Consider the following 22,878-nt stretch of genomic DNA (forward strand, 5'->3'; position numbering starts at 1 on the left):
CCCCCGAAGAGTTAGTTGACATAATGTATATTATCGGCGCTTTATCCGTCATGGCCGAGAGGGGCGTTGAGGCGCCGCGTGATGGCCTCACGGAGGCCTGCACTGGCGGGCCCGTACGCGTGCGCCGGCTCGCTCCAGTTCGTCGGCGGGTACAGCCACACGGGCTTGGCCCGCACATCGTCCGGCTCCCAGGCGTAGCGCGGCCACACGTGGGCGTGCAGGAAGGGATCCTTGTTGCCGAGGATCTCGATGTTGACGCGAAGAAAGTCGCTGTCGGCCTCGGAGCACGCCGCCTCGACCGCCTCCGCGAGCCGGTCCAGGCTGCTGAGGAACTCGAGCCGCTCGGTCCGCTCGAGATCCGTGAGGCGCTCGACGCCTGGCGTGTCGGTCAACAGGACGCTGTAGCCAGGCAGCCACTGGACGTCGCCGATGACGGCGAATGACTGCGGGAGGCGCGCCATGACCATCGGATTCGCTCCGATGATCGCGGCGCCGATCCGGTCGGCCTTCCAGTCGTCGCCTGATTGGGCTGCGTGGGTCTCGGTCACGTGTTTCTCCTCTCGCCTGCGGCATGCGCCCCGGCGGGCTCGGTCGGCCCACGGGTAACGTTGCACGCGTGTCTCCATCATCCCTGAGTCTTCTTGACGAAGGCTGCGTCCTGTGTCCGCTGTGCGGGAGCCCTGTGTCGCGCCCGGACGGCCCCGGCTCTGGCCCCCTCGTCTGCCGCGAGTCCCACCGCTTCGATGCCGCGCGTCAAGGTTATGTCAACCTCCTCGTGGGCGCCGGGACACCCTTTACGCCGGACACCTCGGCGATGATCCTCGCCAGGGAGCGTTTCCAGTCCGCCGGTCACTACGCGCCGCTCGCCCGCCGGCTCACTGAGTTCCTCTCGTCCCGAACGGTCGTCGACGTCGGCTGCGGCACCGGGTACTACTCCGCCGGATCTGAGTACTCGGAACTTGTGGCCATCGACCTCTCCCCTGCCGCCGCACGCCGAGCGGCCCGTCTTCCGCGGACTCTGGCCCTCGTGTGGGACGCCTGGCGCCCCCTGCCGCTGGCCGACGCGTCCGTCGAGGCGGTCCTCAACGTCTTCGCGCCCCACAACATGGACGAGTTCGCCCGCGTACTCAAGCCGGGCGGCTCCATCGTCGTCGTCACCTCAGGCAAGGGGCACCTGAGAGAGCTGGCCGACGCCGGGCTGACGCTGGGGCAGGCCGCCGGCAAGCGCGAGGCGCTGGACGCGAAGGCCGCGCGGGCTGGGTTCGAGCTGGCGCACCGCGAGACGCTGCAGCTCAGCCTCAGCCTCTCCCCCGACGATGTCGCCGACCTCGCGTTCATGGGGCCCGCGGGCCACCACATGACCCTCGAGGAGGCCCGCGGGCGTGCGCATGCCTCGCAGCCGGAGCGGGGCCAGGTCACGGCCGTCTTCGATCTCGCCGTCTTCGGGTCCCCCGCTCCGGCCGCAACGCGATAGAATAATGATTTTGGGCGTGTCAACTGCGCCCGCACCCGATCCGCACGACGAATTGAGGATGACGTGAGTGATCGCAGCTTGCGAGGAATGCGACTCGGATCGCAGTCCATGGAGACCGAGGCCGGCGTTGAGCCCGCGCCCCGCCAGCACATCGAGTACCGCACGGAAGACGGCGAGTCTGTCTTTGTGACGTTCTCAACCGAAGCTGACGTCCCCCCGGTGTGGACCACGAAGACCGGCAAGGAAGCCGTCATCGTCAACGGCGAGAAGCCCGAGGCGGGCAACGAGAAGCCGCAGCGCACCCACTGGGACATGCTGCTTGAGCGCCGCAGCGTCGAAGAGCTTGAGGTGATCCTCCAGGACCGCCTCACCGTCCTGCGCGAGCGCCGCGGAGAGTCCGTCTCCACCGGCAAGGCGAAGAAGAAGTAGCCTCCGCTCCCCCGGTTCAGGCCAGACGCGAGCCCGCCCGCTGTGACAGCGCGGCGGCCCTGCGCGTCCCCCGCCTGCCCCTGACGCGAACGCCCGGCGCGTGCCCTCCCCCTGGAGGCCACGCGCCGGGCGTTTTGTGCTTGTCAGGCTGCAGCGGGCTGTCACGCCGCAGCAGCGGCCGACGACGTCGGCTGGCGCCTAGCGCTGGCGCCGCCCGCGGAGGGAGTCCACCGCGCCGCGAACCTGGGACGCGCGCTCGGCGAGACCCCACTTGGTCACGTTGAGCATGGCCTCGCGGACGATCCCGCCGCTCATCTTGCTCGTTCCGAGCTCGCGCTCAATGAACGTGATGGGCACCTCGACGATCTTCATGCCGAGCTTGTGCATGCGGAAGGTCATGTCGACCTGGAACCCGTAGCCCACAGACTCGATCTGCGAGAAGTCCAGCGCCTCGAGGGCAGTGCGCCGATACGCGCGGTAGCCGGCCGTGATGTCCTTCAGCGGCATGCCGAGCATGGTCCGCGAATAGAACGACCCGCCGAGCGAGATGAGCTTGCGGGACAGCGGCCAGTTGACGACGCGGCCGCCCGGGACCCAGCGGGAGCCGATCGCGAGGTCCGCCCCGTCCTCGACCGCCTGGATGAGGAGAGGGAGCTGCTCGGGCTGGTGGGAGCCATCGGCGTCGTGCTCGACGATGATCTCGAAGTCTCGCTCAAGGGCCCACTCGAAGCCCGCGATATAGGCGGCGCCGAGGCCGTTCTTTCCCGTGCGGTGGAGGACGTGGACGCGCTCGTCGGCAGCTGCGGCCTCATCCGCCCACTGGCCGGTGCCGTCGGGACTGGCGTCGTCGACCACGAGCACGTCCGCATCCGGCACGGCCGCGCGCAGGCGCGCCACCGTTTTGGGCAGAGACTCAATCTCGTTGTAGGTCGGGATAATCGTCAGTACTCGCACTTGAAGCCTCTCGCCAGCGTGGGACACGCATCTCGGACCGCTCCCACGGGCAGCCCCCTTACCTTGCTCTGAAACATTCTAAGCGAGGTCGCCTGAATCAAAGGCGACGTCACCGTTGACGACGGTGCGCACGGCCCGCGGCGGCACCTCGGTGTCGAGGGCCGGGAGCATCGGGACGCGGGCGCGCGGGTCGGTGGACCAGGCGCTGATCGTCGGATCCGGGATCTGGATGGCCAGCTCCTCGATCTCCCAGACGGCGAACGAGGCGGGAGCACCGGGGATGAGCTGGCCCTCGCCGTGGCGCGGCCCGCCGGAGCGGTGCCTGTTGAGGGCGCGCCACGCCCCGCGCGTGTGGGCCGTGAACGCCCCTCGAGCCGTGAGGGACTCGGCCGGGTTGGAGTGATTCATGGCCGCCGCGACCTGCCACCAGGGGTCCGGCAGCAGGACGGGCGCGTCCGAGCCGAATGCGAGCGGCACGCCGAGACGCGCCATCGTGGCGAAGCGGTTCATGCCGAGCCGGCGATGGCCGAGGCGGACGCCGTAGAGCTCCCCCTCCCGGCCCCAGGCTGCGTCGAATCCGGGCTGGGACGAGGACGTCAGAGCGAGGTCCCGCATCCGCGCCAGCGCGTCGTCGTCCGTCATCTCCGCGTGCTCGAGGCGATGGCCGCGCGCCGCGAAAGCCCGGGCACCGACGATCTCCACGGCGGCCTGGGCGCCGTCCAGCGCGATGTCCATGCCGCGGTCTCCGATGACGTGGAAGCCGCCCTGGAGCCGTGCGTTCGTCGTCGCCACGAAGTGGTCCCGCACCTGCTCCGGCGAGAGATAGGCGATGCCAGTCCCGCTGGCAGGGTCGTCGTCGTATGGCTGGCGCAGCGCCGCGGTCCGGGACCCGATGGACCCGTCGACGTTGAGGTCGCCCGCGAGACCGAGGACCCAGGGGTCGACGTCCCCGCCGTCCAGGCCGCCCTCCATCTCCGCCACTCGCGCCAGGGCCGCTTCGGCCGTGTCCACGAGCTCGCCCCAGAGGACGAACACCTCAGGCGAGGCGGCATCGAGCGAGGCCTGCTTGAGGGTGACGACGTCCGAGACGCCGCCCAGGTGCGGTGCCGCGTTCTCGACGACGGCCACGTGGCCCGTCCGCGCGAACTCGTCCAGGCCGAGCCGAGCGGCCTCCGCCGCCTCGCGGCTCGAGAGAGCGTTGACGACGGCGGCCATGTCCGTACGGGCCTGTCCGTCGATGAGCCACGGCTCGTCCGGCTCCGCGTCGAGGGGGACCTGCATCTGCGCGTAGGCGTACGCCGCGCGCGTCACAAGCGCCGAATGGCTGTCCACGCGTGCTGCGTAGACAGCCCGCCCACCGGCGGCGCGCTCCAACTGCGCGAGCGTCGGCAGGGCCGGGTCGGCCCACAGGGTCTCGTCCCACCCGCAGGCCCGCACAAGCTCCGTCTCTGGAAGGCCCGCTGCCCGGGCGGCGAGGGCATCGAGCAGCTCCCCCGCGCTCCTGACGTGACGGAGGTCCACCTCGACGCGCGTGCGGCCCAGGCCGATGACGTGCGTGTGGGAGTCGACGAAGCCGGGGCCGACGAAGCGGCCGTCGAGATCGACGATGCTCGCTCCCGCCGGCCGTGGGGCCGACCTCGAATCCCCGACCCACTCGACGAGGCCGTCGGTGACGAGCATGGCGTCCGCCGCCGGGGACGCGGAGGAGTAGATGGGGCCGTTGAGATAGAGGGTGCTGGGCACAATGGTCCTTTGTCGAAAGTGCGGTCAAGAAGAGTTCAGGGCGGCTTCAGCCGGCGGCGACGACGCCGCGGCGCAGGGCGTCCATGGCCTCCTCGGCGCAGCCTCGCACCGAGGGGTCGCCGCTCGCTGCGCGCAACTGGTCGAGGGAGTCCACGACCTGCTTGGCCCAGCGCACGAAGTCGCCCGCCGCGAGGTCGGAGCCCTCGAGGGCCCGTCTGAGGGTAGCCCCCTGAGCCCATCTCCAGACCGGGCGCATGAGGCCCGGGTCGGGATCAGGCGTCAGAGGCACGGCGGCGCGCTCCTCCTCGTCCGTGACGCGGGACCAGATCCGCACGAGGGAACGGTAGCGCTCCTGCAGGTCCTCCGTGGGCATCACGATGTGCCCCGGCGTGTGCTCCCGCTTGCCCTGGTAGACGAGGAGGGAGACAAGGGCCGCCAGCTCGGCGGGCTCCAGCCCCGAGAGCTCTCCGCTGTTGAGCATCTGCGCGGTGAGCAGGTCCCGGTCCCCGTAAATGCGGCTGAGGACCGCGCCCTGGGGCGTGACCTCAGACTGCTCCGTCAGGTAGCCCGTGGCGCGGAGGACGTCGCAGACCTTGTCGAACTGGCGGGAGATCGTGTTGGTGCGGCCACGAATCCTGGCCCGAAGGGTCGAGGTCTCACGGGCGAGCTTCGCGTGCCGCTCTCCCCAGCGGACGTGCTCGTCCCGCTCGGGGCAGCCGTGAACCGGGTGGGCGCGAAGCCGGCGGCGCACCTCGGCCGCAGGCGAGGCGTCGTCCTCCCCCTTGGCGGTGGAGAAGAGAGGACTCCGACGAGGCGCGGAGCCGGCCCGGTCCAGCGCGGCCTTGAGGGCCGAGACGAGGTCCCGGCGCTCCTTCGGCGAGCGGCCAGTGAAGCGCCGCGGGACCTTCATCGTGGTGACGACCTCGACCGGCTCGGCAAGGTCATCCACCGAGATGCGACGGATGGTGCGCTGGAGCGTGAGGATCGAGGGGCGCGGGTGGAGGCTCACCGCGTCAGCATCGATGATGACGCCCTTGCCCTTGAGGCGGCCTGACGGGACCTCGATGACGTCGCCGATCTGAAGGCGCTCGAGGGACGCCGCCACGGCGGACGACTGGGCTTTGCGCGAGTGGCGACGGGCCCGTTTCTCGGCCTCGCTGAGCTCCCTGCGCAGCCGCAGGTACTCCGCGACGTCCCCCCGCTCGCAGCGCATGGACTCCTCGAACCCGGCGAGGGCGCGCTCGCGCTCCCGCACCTGGCGGGCCAGACCGACGACGCCCCGGTCCGCCTGGAACTGCGCGAACGAGGACTCGAGGACGCTGCGCGCCCGGTCCAGGCCGAAGCGGGCCACGAGGTTGATGCTCATGTTGTAGGTCGGCGCGAAGCTCGAGTTGAGCGGGTACGTGCGCGTCGACGCGAGGTCCGCGATCTGCGCCGGGTCCGCATCCCGGTCCCAGAGGACGACGGCGTGGCCCTCGACGTCAATGCCCCGCCGGCCGGCGCGGCCCGTGAGCTGCGTGTACTCCCCCGGGGTCACGGCCACGTGAGACTCGCCGTTGAACTTGTCCAGCTTCTCCAGCACGACGCTGCGCGCCGGCATGTTGACGCCGAGCGCGAGCGTCTCCGTGGCGAACACCGCCTTGATGAGGCCCGCCCCGAAGAGCGCCTCGACGGCCTCCTTGACCACGGGCAGCATCCCGGCGTGGTGGGCGCCGTAGCCCTTGAGGACGCCCTCGCGCCACGACCAGAATCCCACGACATCGAGGTCCTCAGGCGGCAGGAGGGAAGCGACCTGGTCCACGACGCGCTGGATCTCGGTGCGCTCGCTCGCCGTCGTCAGGACGGCCCCGTGCTCGACGCACTGCCGAACCGCCTGCTCGCAGCCCTTGCGAGAGAAGATGAAGACGATCGCCGGCAGGAGACCCTGCTCAGCGAGGCTCGCGATGATCCTGGGCCGTGAGGCGCGCGAGGGCCCGCCGCCGCCGTGGCCCGAGTGGGAGGGCCGCTTGCCACGGGGTCCGGAGCCGCGCCGTCCCCGCCCGAATCCGCTCGGCCCGCTCGAACGCGCCAACTTGATGAGCTCGGGGTTCACATGCGGGGTCCCGCCGGACTGCGCGAGTTCGTCGAAGGCCACGTGCCCCTCGAAGAGGTCCACGAGGCGGTCCCTCACCATGACGTGCTGGGTCAGCGGGACGGGGCGGTGCTCCGAGACGACGACGTCGGTCTCCCCGCGGACCGTGCCAAGCCACGCCCCGAACTCCTCGGCGTTGGAGACGGTGGCCGAGAGGGAGACGACCGTGACCGACTCGGGCAGGTGGATGATGACCTCTTCCCACACGGCACCGCGGAAGCGGTCTGCCAGGTAGTGGACCTCGTCCATGACGACGAACCCGAGGGAAGCCACGGTGCTCGAGCCCGCATAGAGCATGTTGCGGAGGACCTCAGTCGTCATGACGACGACGTCCGCCTCACCGTTGATCGAGGTGTCCCCCGTCAGGAGACCCACCCTGTGGCTGCCGAGCGCCTCGCAGAGGTCGTGGTACTTCTGATTGCTGAGCGCCTTGATGGGCGTGGTGTAGAAGGCCTTCTGGCCCCTAGCGAGGGCGAGATGGACGGCGAACTCGCCGACGATCGTCTTGCCGGCGCCCGTCGGGGCCGCTACGAGCACACCGCGGCCGGCCTCGATGCTTCGGCAGGCCTCGCGTTGGAACTCGTCGAGGGGGAACGGCTGCGCCGCTGCGAATCGGCTGAGCTCCGTCGCTGCTTCGGCGTGTCGGATTCTCATCGCTTCGTAGCGCTCGGCCGGGGTGGTCATGAATCCCACGATACACAGCAAGAAGGCCCCGGCCGGGCGGCGTGGGGCCTTCTTTTCGCGGCGCGCAGATCAGGCAGATCAGATCGCGGACACTGGGCGGACTTCGTCGGTCGTCGCGTGCGCGATCGTGCGACGAGCCCGACGCCTGTCATTGACCATGCAGACGAGCACTGCAACGAAGAAGAGAATGAGCATCGGGGCAGCCAGGGCGAACATCGGGAAGAGGTCCGGTCCCGGCGCGGCCATGGCGGCGAACGCCACGCACACGAAAACGACGATGCGCCAGGCCTTGGCGACGCGCTTGCCCGTCACGAACCCGAGCATGTTGGCACCGACGAGGAGCAGGGGCACGAGGAAGGCGAAGCCGAACGCGAGGTGGAGGCGGAGGACGAACTGGATGAACTCCGCGGCGGCGAGGTAGTACGTGGACCCCTCGGGGACGAACGCGTAGAGCGCCCGCACAGCGTGCGGGTAGATGAGCCAGGCCAGGTAGACGCCGCCGAGGAACAGCGGGATGGCCGCGAAGAGGAAGCCGAGCGACATGCGCTGCTCCTTCTTCGTCAGCGCCGGCTGGAGGTAGGCCCAGGCCTGGTACAGCCAGAACGGGCTGGAGGCGACGAACCCGAGGAAGAGGGACCCCTGGAGAAGCTGGTCAAAGGCCTGCGTCTGGGTACCGAAGTTGATGGTGCCCCTGTCGCCGGCGGCCTCCTTGACGGGGGCCGTGAGGAGCCCGACAAAGGGTTTCCAGAAGAAGCCTCCCGCGATGGAGCAGACGACGATGGCAATAGCCGAGGCGAAGAACCGGTTTCGCGCTTCCTTCAGGTGCTCCCCGAGGGACATGTTTCCCTCGGGGTTGTCCTTACGACGTGCTCGGGCCATAGGGATTACTTGGAGTTCCCGTCAATGACGCGGCCGGTGACGGGGGTGTCGGCCGAGGTCGAGCCCGTGCCGGTGGCGCCTGCGCCGGTTCCCGGCGTCTTGGGGTTGTCCTCGTCCTCTTCCTCTTCGTTCTTCAGCTGCTTGACCTCGGAACGGAAGACGCGCATCGACTCGCCGACGCTGCGGGCAAGCTGAGGAAGCTTGGGGGCACCGAAGAGGAGAAGAACGAGAACGACGACGATCAGGATGTGGGACGGCTGAGCCCAGCCCATGTGCTTGTCCTTTCGTGAGAACAGGGTACTCACATGATTCTACGCATGGACCCTGTGGATCGTCGCACTCGTCCCGCGGCCGCGGCGACCGCGGTCCGGGCCGCCTGCGGTTCCAGGACGGCCAGGTCCCCGGCGGAGCGCAGCACTTCGCCCACAATTCGGTCCCCAAAGAGCGTCACGGTTCCGGCGACGCCGTCGGCGAGCTGCCGGCGATCCCGGGCATCGAAGTCGTCGAGGCGCTCGTCCGGCATGCGGGCACGGCCCGCGAGAGCGAGGATCACGGCCGTGGGCCCCGAGGTCCGGGCGGTCCCCCACCGCGGCAGGCGGGTCTCGCCGTGGGTTGCAGCGCCGCCGGCGGCCGTGCCTGGCGCTTCGCACACCTCGAGCTCGTGGCACCGCTCCAGCCGGAAGTGCTTCTCGGTGCCGCGCTCACCGGGCGCCGCGGCCTCGTCCCCCACGAGGTACCGGCGCCCGCCTGCGTCCATGAGGCGAATCGGCCGCACCGTGCGGCGGCGCGCGTCGTCGTCCGCCTTGACGTAGACAAAGGTGAGCCAGCCGCCGGAGGCGAGCGCCCGCATGACGGTGCGGACCTGCGCGTCCGGGGCCTCGGTGCGGCTCGTCGCCTCCAGGGTCGCCGCCAGCTCGGGGTCCCCGAGCGAGGCGAGAAGCTTCAGGCGAGCGCCGGCGAGCGGCTCGCTCTCGGGGTGGTCGGGGCCGAGCACGCCCTCCAACTCCCTCAGGGCGACGAGGAGCGGCAGGACGTCCTCGGGCGTCGGGGCGGGCACCGTGACGCCGGATCCTCCCGCGAGCGTGGCCCACCGGCCGTCCTCCGAGACATGGACCCGTCCCTCCTCCCCCGCGTCCTCACCGTGCGCGAGGCTCAGGGCGAGGACCTCCTCGAGGACTGTCTCGGCCGGCTTGCCGAGGGCGTCGGCGAGCTCGGCGACCTCCCGGGGCGTGCCGTCGTCGAGCAGCCGAAGCAGGGCGAGGGCCCGGGAGACGCGGGCGTGGGCGTCCGGGCGGATGCGCTCCCGGCGGGCCCTGGGCGCCGTGGCAGCCGCTGGGGCGGGGCCGGTGTGCCGCCGCTCGAGCTCCGCCGCGGCCGTCTCGACGTCCTCGACAAACGCGGCCGGGGCGAGAGGCACGGCGTCCCCTCCCGCGGCAAGGATCTCGGCAACGGCCTCCTCCCAGAGGCGGCTCGGGACCCGCACCCGGTCCCATGCGGGCGACGACGCTCCGGCCTCACTCGGCGCCGCGGCCGGCCCGGAGGGCGAGGGGACAGACACCGCCCGCAGCCACGCGCCGGCGCCCGGGCGCACCGCGACCTCGCACTCCCGAGGGCCACCAGGGGCCAGGGCATGCTCGGACAGGTGAGACGCACGCTGCTCAAGGGGCACAGGGTCGCCCCCGGGCGCGGCGACCGCCTGACTCAGGGTCTCGATCCGGTCCAGCCTGAACGAGCGCACGGCGGCCCGGAGCTCGTCGTACCCGATGACGACCCACCGGCCGCCGCGGGCCACAACGGTCCAGGGCCACACGGTCCGGGAGGTCGCGGCACCCGCCGCGTCCACGTAGTTCAGAGTCACCGCCCGTCGCTCGACCGCCGCCGACGAGAGCAGACCAAGCAGGCCGCCATCCGGCGGCAGAAGCGGCGACCAGGCGCGGCGCGGGGCGGCCTCGAGCTCGTCCGGCGTGAGGGCGAGGCGCTCCGCCGCGCGCTGGGCCTGGCGTCCCGCAGACGAGCGGCCGAGAGCGGACGCCGCCAGGGACACCGCCGCCCGCTCGTCCCGCGTCAGCTCCGGCAGGGGTCCAGCCGCCTCGAGGGCGTACACGTACTGCGGCGCGGAGAAGTCGCCCGGGACAAAGCGGATGCCAGCGCGCTCGAGCCCTGCACGGTCCCGCTGAAACGCCTTGCGGCTCGCCTGCGTGAGCTCGTAGCCCGGGACGGCGGCAGCGATCTCGGGCCAGGTCAGCCCGTCCGGTGCCGCCCGGAGGGCGCGCCACAGCGCGATCGACCGTTCCACGACGGGCTCTGACCGCGCCAGCGCGCCGTCGTCGGCCATCTCCGACTCCACGTTCATGGTTCAAGCCTAGAAGACGCGCGCAGAGACGGCAGGGGCCCGCCGATCCAGAAGGATCGACGGGCCCCTCGCTCGCCCCACGCGGAGGCGAGGCGTCAGCGCACGCCCATGAGGTCGACGACGAAGATGAGCGTCTCACCCGGCTTGATGGCCGCGCCAGCGCCGCGATCCCCATACGCCATGTGCGGCGGGATGACGAGCTTGCGACGGCCGCCCACCTTCATGCCGAGCAGGCCCTGATCCCAGCCCTGGATGACCTGGCCGACGCCGACCGTGAAGTCGAGCGGCGCGCCGCGGTTCCACGAGGCATCGAACTCTTCGCCCGTCGAGTGGGCGACGCCCACGTAGTGAGCGGACACCGTCTTGCCGGCCGTGGCCTCCGTGCCCGTGCCCTCGATGAGATCCTCGATGACGAGGTCCGTGGGGGCCTCATCTCCGGGGAAGTCGATCTCGGGCTTGGTGCGATCAAAGTCGCGCTGTCCAAAGGACATGTCTCCTCCTGGGTGACGTTGGGGATGTGCCGCCTACTTTGCGGCGGCCGTCTTCTCAATCTTCACGTAGAACACGAGGTCTCCCTCGGCGTCGCCCTGGGGCGTCTCGCCGTAGGCGAGGTCCTTCGGGACGACGAGCATGACGGTCGAGCCGACCTTCTTGCCGGCGAGGCCCATCTTCCAGCCCTTGATCACGCCGTCGAGGCTCATCGGGATGGGGCTCTTGGTGAAGTTCTCGTCAAAGTTCTTGTGGGAGTCCCACGCCCAGCCCGAGTAGGTCACGGTCACCGTGTCGGTGTCCTTGACCGTGGGGCCCGTGCCCTCCTTGATCGTCTCCGAGACGAGGTCCTGGGGGGCCTTCGTGTCCTTCGGGAACGTGATGGCCGGGACCTTCTTGGCGCCCTGCTCCTTGACCGTGGGGAGCTTCCCCTCGTCGCGGAGCTTCTTGACCTGGTCCTGCTTCATGAGGGTGGGCGTGTGGTACTTCTCGGCGCCCGTAACCGTCATGACGAGGGCCGTGGCCTGCTGGCCCTGGGCCGTCTTGGGCACGTAGACGACCGTCTGGCCGACCTTCTGTCCCTTGAGAGCCTCGTAGAGGACCGGCATCTCGGTCTTGAGGTCCGCCATGATGGGCTTCGTCGGGGTGTCGAGGGAGTACGTGTCCTGGGTCTGGTTGCCCGTCGCGATGTCGATGATCGCCGTGTTGACGGACAGCTTCATGTCATCGGTGATGACGGCGCCGTCCTCCTTGGGGCTGCCGTACAGGCGGGCGCCGGCCTTCGTGGGGTTGAGGGCCTTGTCGATGCTGACCTGCGGGGCCCAGTTGTCCGCGCCCCACTTGACGCCGATCTTGTCTGTGACGCTCTTGTCCCCGAACTGCGCGCCGGGCGCCATGTCCGTGTAGGTCGGCGGCTTCTGGACATCGGTGATCGTGAAGACCATGACGCCGCGCTGGTCGTCCGACTCGGCCTTCGGGATGAAGGCGATCGTGGCGCCCTTCTTCTGGTCCTTGAGGCCCTCGTAGAGCGCGCTGGCCTGCTGCTTGAGCTGGGGACCGAAGATGAGGGGGGCGTCCTTCTTCTTCGTGTACGTCTCGTTGACGACCTTGTCCGTGTTGCCGTCGACGGCCGCGAGGCGGTACATGACGCGGTCGCCCTCGGCGATCTTGTCCCCCGAGCCCTCCTTGACGATCTGGACGGTGTCTTCCTTGACATTGATCGGGGTGTCGAACTTGACGTCAGGCACCTGATCATCCGCCTTCACGTCCACCTTGAGGGAGCTCACGCCGTCCTTGTCTCCCACGGGGGTGGACGGGCCGGAGCAGGCCGCGAGCAACAGGGCCAGCGGCACCGTGGCGATGATGATCTTCTTGCGCACGAAAGGAATCCTTTGCTTGGGAATCTCGGGTCTCGATCTTCCATCCTCGCAGGTCAACCCCGCGATTGTCGCACCTGACGGCGCGCAGATGGGTTCCCCCGGGGGATCAGGAGGCGGTGCTGAGCCGGCTCACAGACTCCATGAGGGGGGCGACGGCGGCTGGCGCGGTCTCGAACGGGTCCTTCAGCGCGACCTGGCTGTGCGGGTCCGCGTTGACGCGCAGGTTGACCCAGTCCACAGTCGTGAGGACCTCCCCCGCACGGGCCGCCTTGAGGAACGCCCCGCGGAGTGCGGCGCGCGTTGTCGACGGCGGCTGCTCCACGGCCGCCTCGATCTCGGCCTCGGGGACGAAGGTGGCCAACCGGCCGGAGGCCTCAAGGATCGAGGCCAGTCCGCGGCCGGGGGCGATGTCGTGGTAGGCGAGGTCGAGCTGCCGCAGGCGGGCGTCGCCCGGCTCCAGTGCGTTCTTCGCGGCGTACGCGGTGAGGAGGGAGCGCTTCGCCGCCCAGTCCACATGCGTGGAGAGGACCGTGTCCGTGCCCTCCTCGAGGTCCGTGAGGACGGCGTCCCACAGAGTGAGGACGTCCCGCTCCTCGTCCGTGGCGCCCTCCCGCTCGCAGAAGGCGGCGGCGTGCGCGTAGAACGTGCGCTGGAGCTCGAGGGCCGTGGCGGTCCTGCCGTCCGCCAGGCCGAGAGGCGCCGGGGAGTCCACGGCCACGGAAACGTCGCGGAGTGAGCGAAGAGGATTGGCGACAGAGACGTCCGGCAGCCGCTCCCCCGCCTCGATGAGGCGCAGGACGAGAGAGGCGGTCCCGATCTTGAGGAAGGTGGTCCCCTGCGCCATGGACGAGTCCCCCGAGATGACGTGGAGGCGCCGGTAGAGGGAGGCGTCCGCGTGGGGCTCGTCTCGCGTGTTGATCATGGGGCGCGAGCGCGTCGTGGACCCGGAGACCGGCTCCCACAGGTGCTCGGCGCGCGGCGAGAGAACAAAGCCGGAGCCGTGCTCCCCCGCCGTCACGCCGCCGGAGCCTGCGATCAGCGGCCGTGTGACGAGGAAGGGCACCAGCCACGAGGACAGGCGCGTCATCTCCAGGCTGCGCTTGATGAGGTAGTTCTCGTGGCTGCCGTACGAGTTGCCGGCGGAGTCCACGTTGTTCTTGAAGAGGTAGACCCGCGGCTCGTACCCGTCTGCCTCAAGGGCTGCGGCGGCGTCCTGGGCAAGGCGGTGGACGATCCGCTCGCCAGCCCGGTCCTGGGCGATGAGCTGGCGCACTGAGTCGCACTCGGCCGTGGCGTACTCGGGGTGGGATCCCACGTCGAGGTAGAGCCGCGCAGCGTTGTCGAGGAAGACGTTGGAGCTGCGGCCCCACGCGATGACGGGGCGGAACAGGACCCGGGCCAGCTCCTCGGGGAGCATGCGGGGGCCTCGCGACGGCATGTGGGCGAGGCCGAACTCCGTCTCCAGCCCGAAGATCCTGCGCTGCACGGGCTACTGACCGCCCTTCTGGACGAACCCGGAGACGAACTCCTCGGCGTTCGCGGTGAGCACCGAGTCAATGTCGGCGAGGAGGTCGTCAAGGCCCCCCGCATCGACGGACTGGGACTGCGAGGCGCGGCCCTCGGCGGGGAAGACGTCTCCGGCCGACGGGCCGTCCTCGTGCTCGGAGGCGGACTCGTTGATGGATGTGCGGCTCATGGCGCGCTCCTTTCGTGGTGGTCGGCAGACAGGGCAGTGGTGTGCGCGGCGACAGCCCGTGCGAGAGACTCGGCGAACGACTCGGCATCCGCGGCCCCCAAGGCCGGCGCCAGCGCGGCGCCGCCGATCGACGGGTCGGGCAGGACGATCCGCGTAGGGGCGGACGCGGAGGCGAAGCTGAACGTCAGCGTGTCCCACGAGGCCGAGACGAGCGAGTCAGCGAACGAGCTCACGGCGTGGCCGCGGGCGGCGGCACGGGTGGAGGCAGGAGCCCGGTGGACCGCCTCGAGGACCTCCTCGTCCGTGACCGACACGAGCGATGCCGCAGAGCCGGCGGCGCGCAGACGCTGGCCGAGGCCGCGCCTCGCGTCGAGCAGCGCGTACTGCAAGTCGACGGCCTGGAGCTTGACGTCGTCCCACGCGAGCCCATCCCGGCGGCGCAGCCCGTCCACGAGGCGGAACTTGGCGATCCAGTCCACGTCGGCAGCGAGCGAGAGCGGGTCAGTCTCCAGCCCGTCCAGAAGACGGCCCCACAGGGTCAGGGCCTCGTCCGTCTCGGCGTCGGCACCCGAGTAGGCCCGCCGCGCCGCGTCGAGATAGGTCCGCTGGACCGCCAGGGCCGTCGTCGTCCCCCCGGTATCCAAGCGCAGAGGCGAGCGGAACGCGCCGGCGAGGGCCGCGGCAGTCGAGGGAGCCTCGAGGGGAATGTCGTGACTCAGGGAGCGGATTGCGTCCACGGGGTCCTCAAGCCGTACGTCCGGGCAGATCCCGTCCTCGATGAGACGCAGGACGAGGGAGGTGGCCGCGAAGCGCACCGTGATGGAGGACGGGAGCAGGTTCGCGTCGCCCACGATGACGTGGAGGCGGCGGAAGCGGGACTCGTCCGAGTGCGGCTCGTCCCGGGCGTTGACGATGGGGCGGCGCAGGGTGGTCTCGAGGCCGACGAGCTCCTCCATGAAGTCCGCGCGCTGGGAGATCTGGAAGCCCGGCCGTGCCTCCACGGGCCCGCCCGGGACGCCCACACCGACGCGGCCTGCGCCGCAGAGCACCTGACGGGTGACGAAGAACGCCATGATCCCCTCGGCGAGCGACTCGAACGGCACGGCACGGTCGACGAGGTAGTTCTCGTGGGTGCCGTAGGAGCTGGACTTCGAGTCCGTGTTGTTTTTGAAGAGGTCGATCCTCGGGGCGCCCGCGGCCTCGGCTGCGGCGGCGGCGCGCATGGCGACGACGTCCCCGGCGAGGTCCCACACCGCGGCTTCCCGCGGCGTCATGACCTCCGGAGACGAATACTCAGGGTGGGCGTGGTCCACGTAGAACCGCGCGCCGTTCGTGAGGACGGTGTTGGTCACGAGCTCGTCGCGCCCGCGCGCGGCCAGGGCGCGCTGGGAGCGCAAGGAGCGGGGCGTCCCGGCGGCGGCCACGCTCAGGGCGTCGACGACGGCTGGCGCGTCCGTCAGCTGACTCGGGTGCGCCTGGCGGCGCGGAACCGTGAACCCGCGGGCGTCCCGAAGCGGCCGCTCCGTCGAGTAGTCCCAGCCGCCCGAGGGCAGGAAGCCGGGCCGCCCCTCGGCCGCCGCTCGCTCCTCCTCCGCGTCCGCGTAGGCGGACACGAGGATCGCGGAGAGGTACGTGTGGGCGGACTGCGTCAGCCCGGCGCTGGTCAGCCCGAACTCGGTCTCGCCGCCCATGGGGCGCCGCACGCTCATGACCGCTCCGCCGCGTGGGCGAGGTTGGTCAGGGCGACGATGGGCTCGCCGCGCCGCCCGAGGACGCGGGCCCACTCGTCCGGGCTGCTCGTGCTCGGCAGGTCCTCGATCTCGCGGCACTCCTGGTCGACTGCCCCGCGGATGTGCTCGACCGTGAGGCCGCGCGCGGCGCCGCGGACCACGTCCTTGACGGCGGCCGTCTTGGCCCGGTCCACGACGTTGCGCAGGACGGCGCCGGAGATGAAGTCGGAGAAACGCAGGATGGAGCGGGTCCCGCCCGCGAAGACGACCTCCACGAGGTCCCGGTCCGGCCCCTCACGGTAGATGGACTCGAGGGCGGCATCGATGAGCTCGTCCCGCGTCAGGCCCGCTGCGAGCGGGACCTCGGGCGTCAGGTGCTTGCCGAGGATCTCTCGGGCACCGGCCCGCGTGGGGCGCTCGACGCGGATCTTGACGTCGAGCCGCCCTGGGCGCAGGATCGCCGGGTCGATCATGTCCTCGCGGTTCGTGGCACCGATGACGATGACGTTGTCGAGCCGCTCGACGCCGTCGATCTCGGCGAGGAGCTGCGGGACGATCGTCGTCTCGACGTCCGAGGACACGCCGGACCCGCGGGTGCGGAAGAGCGAGTCCATCTCGTCGAAGAAGACGATGACCGGGTTGCCGTTCGCTGCCCGCTCCCGGGCGCGGGCGAAGATCGTCCGGATGTGGCGCTCCGTCTCGCCGACGTACTTGTCGAGGAGCTCGGGGCCCTTGATGTTGAAGAACCAGCTCTGCGACGCCTCCGCTCGCCCCGCCTCCCGGGCCCGGTCAGAGAGCGAGCGGGCCACCGCCTTGGCGATGAGCGTCTTGCCGCAGCCCGGCGGGCCGTACAGCAGGATGCCCTTGGGCGGCGTGAGACGGTGGGCCCGGAACTCGTCGGCGTGGAGGAAGGGCAGCTCGACCGCGTCCGTGATCTGCTCGATCTGCGGGCCGAGACCGCCGATGTCCGCGTAGCTGACGTCCGGTGTCTCCTCCATGATGAGGTCCTGGACCTCCTGGCGCTCCACTCGGCTCGAGGCGGTGTTGGTCTTGAGGTCGACGACGACGCCGTCGCCAACCCGGATGCTCTCCCCCACGAGGCTCCTGGCCCGGGCGACCACCCGCTCCTCGTCCGAGCGCGTCGCCACGAGAAGGCTCCGGGCCCCCATCACTTCCTTGACGGTGAGGACCTGGCCCGTCGCGGGGGCCGGGTACACGGCGACGATCTGCAGCGACTCGTCGAGGAGCACCTCGTCCCCGTCCTTGCAGACCTCGAGGGCGAGCAGCGGGGACATCCGCGCGCGGATCTTGCGCCCGTTGAGCATGACGTCCACCCCGGGCCGACGAGCGGCCTGCGTCTGGGTGACCGGGCCGTTGAGGGGCGCGGGCACGGCGGGGCGGACCGCGACGACGGTGCCATAGCTCAGCGTGGCGTCGTCGTCCGGCTCGAGGGAGGCGCGGATGCGCCGCAGCTCGTCTCGTGCGACGCCCAGCGCGGACACAAGACGCTCGTTGGAGGTCGTGGCCTGGGCGAGCTGGCGGTCCAGCTGGCGGATGCGGTCTTGGAGGAGGGCCACGCGGCGCTCCATCTGGCTCTCGGAAGGCGTGGCACCGTCACGGCCCGTCCGGGCGCCCTGTGCGGCCCCCGCCGCCTCGGCGGGGCTCATTCGCTCGCCCCGCCGCGAGGCAGGCGGTGCTCCCCAACAGCGTCCGGGTCCGTCGCGGGCAGCGAGCCTCGCTGGACCATCGAGGCGGCGTCCTTGGCCGCGCGGCGGAGCTTCTTCGAGGAGACGCCGCGCTCGCCGAGCTCCTCATTGCCCCACTCTCGCTCCGGGGTCCACGTCTCGACGTCCGCCGGCGAGAAGTCGCTCTTCGACGAGCGCTTCGCGGGGTACATGGGGCTCGCCCCGTCGGAGAGTCGCCGCGTGACCAGGAGAAAGCCCGTGTGCGCCACCATGCGGTGGTCCGGGCGCACGGCGAGCCCCTCGACGTGCCAGCCGCGGACCATGGACTCCCAGGACACCGGGTTCGTGAAGCGGCCGTCCTCGCGGATCGCCTCCGCCGTGCGGGAGAGCTGGGTCGCGGTGGCCACGTAGTTGATCCAGACGCCGCCGGGCGCCAGGACCGTGGCGACCGCGTCCGTGCACTCCCACGGAGCGAGCATGTCAAGGACGACGCGGTCCACGCTGCGAGGCGCCTCGAGTTCGACGACGCGGTCCTGGAAGTCGCCGATGCTCAGGCGCCACGAGGGGTGCTCGCCCCCGAAGAACGTCGTGATGTTGCCTCGGGCCACGTCCGCGAACTCCTCGCGGCGCTCGATCGAGTGCACGTGGCCCCCGTCCCCGACGGCCCGGAGGAGGGACAGCGTCAGCGCGCCGGAGCCGACGCCCGCCTCGACGACCCGGGCCCCCGGGTAGATGTCCGCCATCGTGACGATCTGCGCCGCGTCCTTCGGGTAGACGACGGCGGCGCCTCGCGGCATGGAGAGCACGAAGTCGCTGAGGAGCGGCCGCATGGCGAGGTAGGCGAAGCCCTCCGAGTTCGTCACGCGGGAGCCCTCGGGCAGCCCGAGGATGTCGTCGTGCTGGAGGACGCCGCGGTGCGTGTGGTAGCCGCCGCCCGGCGTGAGGGTGATCGTGGCCAGGCGCATCTTCTCGTCCGTGAGCTGGACCCGGTCCCCGGGCCGGAACGGGCCCCGCCTCGTGGCCGCCCCATGCGGGGCCGGGACGCCGTCGGTGGGGACAGACGCGGACTGGGGATCGTGGCTCATCGGCGGTTCTCCGTGGTTGGGTTCGCTGTCGCGGGGGTGTGTGTGGCGGCTCGGACGTCGTCGGACGTGATGGCGAGGTCCTCGTGAGTCAAGATTCCCACGATTCGCCCGCCCTCTGCGACCGGGATGGCCCAGACGGCCTCCCGGGTGAGCGCCTCGACGGCTGCGGGCGTTCCGGCGGATCGCTCGACGCTCGGCCCGACAAGGCGCATCTCGTCAGAGGCGAGGGCGCCGGGAGCCGCGAACTCGTCGAGGCAGCCGACCGGGGCCCCCGACTCGTCCACGACGAGGAGGGCGCCGGTGCGGGCGGACGGGACTCGGTCGGTGACCCGCACGGTGCCGGCGAGGGGGCGGGTCCGGGCGAAGACGTCCCATCGCTCCACGAAGTCGAGGACGGGGATCCTCTGGAGCTGCGAGAACGCCGAGTAGGCGATGAACCCTCCTGTGGCCAGGGCACCGAGGAACATCGACATCGGCGCGCCGACGAGGAGCAGCGTCAGGCTCGCGGCGAGGATGCCGGAGCCGATGACGATCCCGGCCCACGCGCTGGCAGCGGTTCCGGTCCGGCGGCGCCCCGTGGCCCGCCAGACCGCCGCTTCGACGATCTGGCCGCCGTCGAGAGGCATGCCGGGCAGAAGGTTGAACACGCCGAGGAGAAGATTGGACCAGACGAACGCCCACAGAAGGTCGGCGCCCAGGCTGGGGGCCCCGGACCCCAGCGCCCAGAGCACGAGCCACCCGGCGAGTGCCGCGAGGAGGTTGACGGCCGGGCCTGCGAGGGCGATCAACAGGAGGTCCCGGTTGCGCGGCCGTCGGCTCGCGGGTCCCGCGAGGTTCGTGTGCCCGCCGAGGAACGTCAGGACAATCCGCTCGCTGCGGTGCCCCACGCGGTTTCCGACGACGGCATGCGCCGCCTCATGGATGAGGACCGAGACAAGAAGCACCGCGGCGTAGCCCGCCGCCAGCCCGTACCCGGCGGCGGCTCCCATCGAGGCGGCCAACCGCGGGCCGAGGACGACGAGGACGATGGCGATGAGGACGAGCCAGGAATACCCGAGCACGACGGGCACGCCCCCGATCCGGCCAGCCGTGATGCCGGGCTCCGTCCGCGCGTGCGGCGGCGTTCGGGGGCGCTGTGGCTCGTCGGGGGGCGTCATGGCGTCAGTGCCCGTCCGAGGTCCGCACAGGTGCGGCCTTCGAGGCCGTCCCACTCGATCCGGACCTCGCCCTCGGGGAGGGCCGCGTGGAGGGGCACGGCCACGGTGGTCAGCCCCGCGCTGGTCGCGGAGCAGTAGCCGGGCCAGGAGTCCTCGATGGCCACGCACTCGTCCTTGGCCAAACCGGGGGCGGTCTCGCTGAGCTCGAGGAAGCCGAGCTCGTACGCGTCCGGGGCCGGCTTGCCCTGCGCCACTCGGTCCCCCGTGACGACGGCCTGGAACGCGCCTGCCGGCATCTGCGCGAGGACGACCTCCGCGAAAGGGCCCTCGCTCATCGTCACGAGGGCGCACGGGATCCCGAGCTCGCGGGCCTCTGCGAGGAGCTCCCGCGCCCCGGGGCGCCACGGGACGCCGGCCGCGCACTGCTCCACGACGCGCCTCGTCAGGGTGTCGATAATCTCGCGCACGGACAGGTCGATCCCGTGTCTCTGAAGGATCGCCGCGGAGGTCGGCAGGGCCTGACCCACGAGCTGGATCGCGTCCTCGGAGGTCCACGTGAGCCCGAAGCGCTCGACGAGCTCCCGCTCGGCCGTCATCCAATACGGCTCCGAGTCGATGATGGTTCCGTCCATGTCCCACAGAATCGCGGCAGGGAGGCGAGTGGTCGGCGCGGCATCAGGGGAAGCAGACATGAAACCCAGTCTACGGTTCGCACCTAAGCTGGAGTGTATGACCGACACCCCTGACCGCCACGAGCCCGCCACCCTGATGCGCGCCCTGGGGACCATGGCCGCCTCTCGGGGAGAGAACCCGGACGCGGCGAAGACGGTCCTCCTCATCGCGTTCCGCGGCTGGAATGACGCGGGCGAGGCCGCCTCGAGCGTTCTTCGCAGGGCGCGCACGGCAGCCAACGCGCCCCTCGTCTCAGCCGTGACGGACGAGCGATTCTATGACTACCAGGTGCTGCGGCCCCGCGTCTCGCGCTCGTCCTCGGGCGAGCGCAGCATCCGCTGGCCCGGGGTCCGGTTCTACGACGTGGGCACGGGCGCCGGGCGCGACCGCGTCATCGTCGCCTACGGGCACGAGCCGAGCTTCGCATGGCGGACGTTCGCCGAGCGCGTCATGGCCTTCACGGCGGCCGAGGGCGTGGATGCTGTGGTCCTCCTCGGTGCGATGCTCGCGGACGTCCCGCACTCGCGGCCGTTCCCGACCATCATGACGACGGAGGATGAGCGCCTCGGCACGCTCATGGGCCTCGATGCCTCCACGTACGAGGGCCCCACAGGCATGCTCGGCGTGCTGAGCTCGACGTTCGCACGCCATGGCGTCCCCGCCCTCTCCGCGTGGGTGTCAGTCCCCCACTATGTGAGCCAGTCCCCCTCCCCGAAGGCGCAGCTGGCGCTTGTCGGCGCGCTGGAGGAGATCTTCGGCGTCGTCCTCCAGGACGCCCAGCTCGTCGACGAGGCTGAGGCGTGGGAGCGCAACGTCGAGGAGCTCGCCGAGAACGACGAGGACATCCGCGAGTACGTCCGCCGCCTCGAGCGCACCGTCGACGCCGCCGTCGAGGCCTCCGCCTCGCTCCCCGAGGTCTCGGGGGACGTCATCGCGGAGGAGATCGAGACGTTCCTGCGCTCCTACGGCTCAGGAGAGGACGACGACGGGGCCGCCCGGACCTAGAGCCGGATGCCGAGAAGCGCGTCGAGCGCGTCCCGGATGCCCTGCGATCCCTCGTCCTGCTGCGTCGGGACATGCCGCGTCAGGGCGGCGTCCACCGCGACGAGCGCGGCCGGGGCATCCAAGTCGTTGGCCAGCGCGGCCCGAATCTCCGCGATGAGCCGCTCGGCCTCCGCGGCCGTCCACGCCGTGCCGGTGAATGCCTCGCGCCAGCGCGCCAAGCGGGTCTTTGCCGCCGCCAGGACGTCGTCGCTCCAGAACCAATCCTCCCGGTAGCGCTGGGAGAGAAGCGCGAGCCGGATCGCGGCGGGGTCCGTCCCCTCGCGGCGCAGCACGCTGACGAAGACGAGGTTCCCGCGGGACTTGCTCATCTTCTCCCCGTCGAGGCCCACCATGGCCGCGTGCGCGTAATGGCGCGCCAGCGGAACGCCGTCGGCCGCATACGCGTGAGCCGCGGACATCTCGTGGTGGGGGAAGGTGAGGTCGCTGCCGCCGGCCTGGACCGTGAAGGGGGCCGGGAGGAGTCGGCGGGCGATGACGCAGCACTCGATGTGCCAGCCGGGGCGGCCCTCCCCGAGGGAGGCCCCGTCCCAGGCGGGCTCTCCGGGGCGGGCCACGCGCCAGAGCAGCGGGTCGAGGGGTCCGCGCTTGCCCGGGCGCTCGGGGTCTCCCCCTCGCTCGGCGGAGAGGCGGAGCATGTCCTCACGGGAGTAGCCGCTCACCTGGCCGAGCACCCATGCGCCGGCCTCGGTGTGCGGCTGGATGCGCTGAGCGGCCTCGATGTCGAAGTAGACGTCCCCGTCGGGCTCGCCGTCGTGGCCGGGCACCGTATAGGCGACGCCCTCGGCGACGAGGTGCTCGACGCCCTCGACGATGAGCGGGACGGACTCGACCGCGCCGACGTAGTGCTGCGGCGCGACGACGTTGAGCGCCTCCATGTCCTCGCGGAACAGGTCAGTCTGCTCTCGGGCGAGCTCGCGCCAGTCGGCACCGGTGGCGTTGGCGCGCTCGAGGAGGGGGTCGTCGACGTCCGTCACGTTCTGCACGTATGTCACGTCGTGACCCGCGTCGCGCCACTGGCGGACGAGGAGGTCGAACGCCACGTAGGTCGCAGCGTGGCCCATGTGGGTCGCGTCGTAGGGCGTGATGCCGCAGACATAGAGACTTGCCTTGCCGTTCGTCTCAGGCTCGACGAGCCTCTGCTGCGCCGTGTCCCACAGGGTGAGGCGCGGAGGACGCCCGGCGACGCGCGGGATCGGGGCGGTGGACCATGCTCGCATGCGGCGGGCCTTTCGTGTCAGGAGGCGGGGCGGGCAGTGCGTGCCGCGCCCTGCAA

General features: G+C 71.0%; 20 protein-coding genes. 3 read left to right on the top strand and 17 right to left on the bottom strand.

Annotation, left to right across the window (positions count from 1 at the left end):
- Nucleotides 1–41: 41 nt before the first annotated feature.
- The gene (locus J2S35_RS00170) at nt 42–548 is read right to left on the bottom strand and encodes an HIT family protein (RefSeq protein WP_309848495.1); all 507 of its coding nucleotides are present in this window, start codon (nt 546–548) and stop codon (nt 42–44) included.
- 23 nt (nt 549–571) lie between these two features.
- Between J2S35_RS00170 and J2S35_RS00175 the strand changes: the two genes are divergently transcribed.
- Together J2S35_RS00175 and J2S35_RS00180 are read left to right on the top strand one after the other, a co-directional pair.
- A complete protein-coding gene (locus tag J2S35_RS00175) occupies nt 572–1,474 on the top strand; it encodes a methyltransferase domain-containing protein (RefSeq protein ID WP_343825744.1) in 903 nt (300 codons plus the stop codon).
- A gap of 63 nt (nt 1,475–1,537) precedes the next feature.
- Nucleotides 1,538–1,903 carry an RNA polymerase-binding protein RbpA gene (locus J2S35_RS00180; RefSeq protein ID WP_309848500.1) on the top strand — a complete coding sequence of 122 codons (366 nt, stop codon included), beginning with the start codon at nt 1,538–1,540 and terminating at the stop codon, nt 1,901–1,903.
- A gap of 198 nt (nt 1,904–2,101) precedes the next feature.
- On the opposite strand, the gene J2S35_RS00185 is transcribed toward J2S35_RS00180, so the two are convergent.
- From J2S35_RS00185 to J2S35_RS00255, 15 genes are all read right to left on the bottom strand, one after another.
- On the bottom strand, nt 2,102–2,857 hold the full coding sequence (locus tag J2S35_RS00185; protein WP_309848502.1) for a polyprenol monophosphomannose synthase: 756 nt from the start codon (nt 2,855–2,857) through the stop codon (nt 2,102–2,104).
- A gap of 78 nt (nt 2,858–2,935) precedes the next feature.
- Complete coding sequence (locus J2S35_RS00190; protein ID WP_309848504.1) at nt 2,936–4,600, bottom strand: amidohydrolase; 1,665 nt, start codon at nt 4,598–4,600, stop codon at nt 2,936–2,938.
- A 46-nt stretch (nt 4,601–4,646) separates the two neighbouring features.
- Nucleotides 4,647–7,415 (bottom strand): DEAD/DEAH box helicase, encoded by a 2,769-nt coding sequence (locus J2S35_RS00195; protein WP_309848506.1) that lies wholly within the window; start codon nt 7,413–7,415, stop codon nt 4,647–4,649.
- Between the two features lie 78 nt (nt 7,416–7,493).
- Nucleotides 7,494–8,294, bottom strand: a complete 801-nt coding sequence (tatC, locus tag J2S35_RS00200; protein ID WP_309848508.1) for a twin-arginine translocase subunit TatC — start codon at nt 8,292–8,294, stop codon at nt 7,494–7,496.
- A 5-nt stretch (nt 8,295–8,299) separates the two neighbouring features.
- Nucleotides 8,300–8,599: a Sec-independent protein translocase subunit TatA gene (tatA, locus tag J2S35_RS00205; protein WP_380083555.1), complete on the bottom strand. Its 300-nt coding sequence runs from the start codon at nt 8,597–8,599 to the stop codon at nt 8,300–8,302.
- Entirely contained in the window at nt 8,596–10,647 is a 2,052-nt protein-coding gene (locus J2S35_RS00210) for a helix-turn-helix transcriptional regulator (protein WP_309848510.1), read from the bottom strand. The genes tatA and J2S35_RS00210 overlap by 4 nt, the downstream gene beginning before the upstream one ends.
- Nucleotides 10,648–10,742: 95 nt before the next feature.
- Nucleotides 10,743–11,138, bottom strand: a complete 396-nt coding sequence (locus J2S35_RS00215) for an FKBP-type peptidyl-prolyl cis-trans isomerase (protein WP_309848513.1) — start codon at nt 11,136–11,138, stop codon at nt 10,743–10,745.
- A gap of 33 nt (nt 11,139–11,171) precedes the next feature.
- The gene (locus tag J2S35_RS00220; protein ID WP_309848516.1) at nt 11,172–12,515 is read right to left on the bottom strand and encodes an FKBP-type peptidyl-prolyl cis-trans isomerase; all 1,344 of its coding nucleotides are present in this window, start codon (nt 12,513–12,515) and stop codon (nt 11,172–11,174) included.
- A 106-nt stretch (nt 12,516–12,621) separates the two neighbouring features.
- Complete coding sequence (pafA, locus tag J2S35_RS00225) at nt 12,622–14,001, bottom strand: Pup--protein ligase (protein WP_309848518.1); 1,380 nt, start codon at nt 13,999–14,001, stop codon at nt 12,622–12,624.
- A 3-nt stretch (nt 14,002–14,004) separates the two neighbouring features.
- Complete coding sequence (locus J2S35_RS00230; RefSeq protein WP_309848521.1) at nt 14,005–14,211, bottom strand: ubiquitin-like protein Pup; 207 nt, start codon at nt 14,209–14,211, stop codon at nt 14,005–14,007.
- Nucleotides 14,208–15,920, bottom strand: a complete 1,713-nt coding sequence (locus J2S35_RS00235) for a proteasome accessory factor PafA2 family protein (RefSeq protein ID WP_309848524.1) — start codon at nt 15,918–15,920, stop codon at nt 14,208–14,210. Before J2S35_RS00235 ends, J2S35_RS00230 begins: the two co-directional genes overlap by 4 nt.
- Nucleotides 15,917–17,608: a proteasome ATPase gene (arc, locus tag J2S35_RS00240; protein WP_309848527.1), complete on the bottom strand. Its 1,692-nt coding sequence runs from the start codon at nt 17,606–17,608 to the stop codon at nt 15,917–15,919. The genes J2S35_RS00235 and arc overlap by 4 nt, the downstream gene beginning before the upstream one ends.
- On the bottom strand, nt 17,605–18,711 hold the full coding sequence (locus J2S35_RS00245) for a tRNA (adenine-N1)-methyltransferase (protein ID WP_309848529.1): 1,107 nt from the start codon (nt 18,709–18,711) through the stop codon (nt 17,605–17,607). Before J2S35_RS00245 ends, arc begins: the two co-directional genes overlap by 4 nt.
- Nucleotides 18,708–19,868 (bottom strand): site-2 protease family protein, encoded by a 1,161-nt coding sequence (locus tag J2S35_RS00250; RefSeq protein WP_309848531.1) that lies wholly within the window; start codon nt 19,866–19,868, stop codon nt 18,708–18,710. The genes J2S35_RS00245 and J2S35_RS00250 overlap by 4 nt, the downstream gene beginning before the upstream one ends.
- Complete coding sequence (locus J2S35_RS00255) at nt 19,865–20,560, bottom strand: HAD family hydrolase (protein WP_309848532.1); 696 nt, start codon at nt 20,558–20,560, stop codon at nt 19,865–19,867. The genes J2S35_RS00250 and J2S35_RS00255 overlap by 4 nt, the downstream gene beginning before the upstream one ends.
- A gap of 37 nt (nt 20,561–20,597) precedes the next feature.
- On the opposite strand from J2S35_RS00255, the gene J2S35_RS00260 reads away from it, so the two are divergent.
- Complete coding sequence (locus tag J2S35_RS00260; protein WP_309848535.1) at nt 20,598–21,545, top strand: proteasome assembly chaperone family protein; 948 nt, start codon at nt 20,598–20,600, stop codon at nt 21,543–21,545.
- On the opposite strand, the gene mshC is transcribed toward J2S35_RS00260, so the two are convergent.
- Nucleotides 21,542–22,822 carry a cysteine--1-D-myo-inosityl 2-amino-2-deoxy-alpha-D-glucopyranoside ligase gene (gene mshC, locus J2S35_RS00265; protein ID WP_309848538.1) on the bottom strand — a complete coding sequence of 427 codons (1,281 nt, stop codon included), beginning with the start codon at nt 22,820–22,822 and terminating at the stop codon, nt 21,542–21,544. The two genes, J2S35_RS00260 and mshC, sit on opposite strands and share 4 nt — an antisense overlap.
- Nucleotides 22,823–22,878 lie beyond the last annotated feature (56 nt).

Origin of the sequence: Falsarthrobacter nasiphocae (genome assembly GCF_031456275.1) — a bacterium.
GTDB lineage: Bacteria > Actinomycetota > Actinomycetes > Actinomycetales > Micrococcaceae > Falsarthrobacter > Falsarthrobacter nasiphocae.

Bases quoted from the DNA above. Each gene is read 5' to 3' on its own strand.
- J2S35_RS00175 (WP_343825744.1), top strand. From the start codon at position 572: ATGCGCCCCGGCGGGCTCGGTCGGCCCACGGGTAACGTTGCACGCGTG.
- J2S35_RS00195 (WP_309848506.1), bottom strand. From the start codon at position 7,415: ATGACCACCCCGGCCGAGCGCTACGAAGCGATGAGAATCCGACACGCC.
- tatC (WP_309848508.1), bottom strand. From the start codon at position 8,294: ATGGCCCGAGCACGTCGTAAGGACAACCCCGAGGGAAACATGTCCCTC.
- J2S35_RS00210 (WP_309848510.1), bottom strand. From the start codon at position 10,647: ATGAACGTGGAGTCGGAGATGGCCGACGACGGCGCGCTGGCGCGGTCA.
- J2S35_RS00215 (WP_309848513.1), bottom strand. From the start codon at position 11,138: ATGTCCTTTGGACAGCGCGACTTTGATCGCACCAAGCCCGAGATCGAC.
- J2S35_RS00230 (WP_309848521.1), bottom strand. From the start codon at position 14,211: ATGAGCCGCACATCCATCAACGAGTCCGCCTCCGAGCACGAGGACGGC.
- J2S35_RS00235 (WP_309848524.1), bottom strand. From the start codon at position 15,920: ATGAGCGTGCGGCGCCCCATGGGCGGCGAGACCGAGTTCGGGCTGACC.
- arc (WP_309848527.1), bottom strand. From the start codon at position 17,608: ATGAGCCCCGCCGAGGCGGCGGGGGCCGCACAGGGCGCCCGGACGGGC.
- J2S35_RS00245 (WP_309848529.1), bottom strand. From the start codon at position 18,711: ATGAGCCACGATCCCCAGTCCGCGTCTGTCCCCACCGACGGCGTCCCG.
- J2S35_RS00250 (WP_309848531.1), bottom strand. From the start codon at position 19,868: ATGACGCCCCCCGACGAGCCACAGCGCCCCCGAACGCCGCCGCACGCG.
- J2S35_RS00255 (WP_309848532.1), bottom strand. From the start codon at position 20,560: ATGTCTGCTTCCCCTGATGCCGCGCCGACCACTCGCCTCCCTGCCGCG.
- J2S35_RS00260 (WP_309848535.1), top strand. From the start codon at position 20,598: ATGACCGACACCCCTGACCGCCACGAGCCCGCCACCCTGATGCGCGCC.
- mshC (WP_309848538.1), bottom strand. From the start codon at position 22,822: ATGCGAGCATGGTCCACCGCCCCGATCCCGCGCGTCGCCGGGCGTCCT.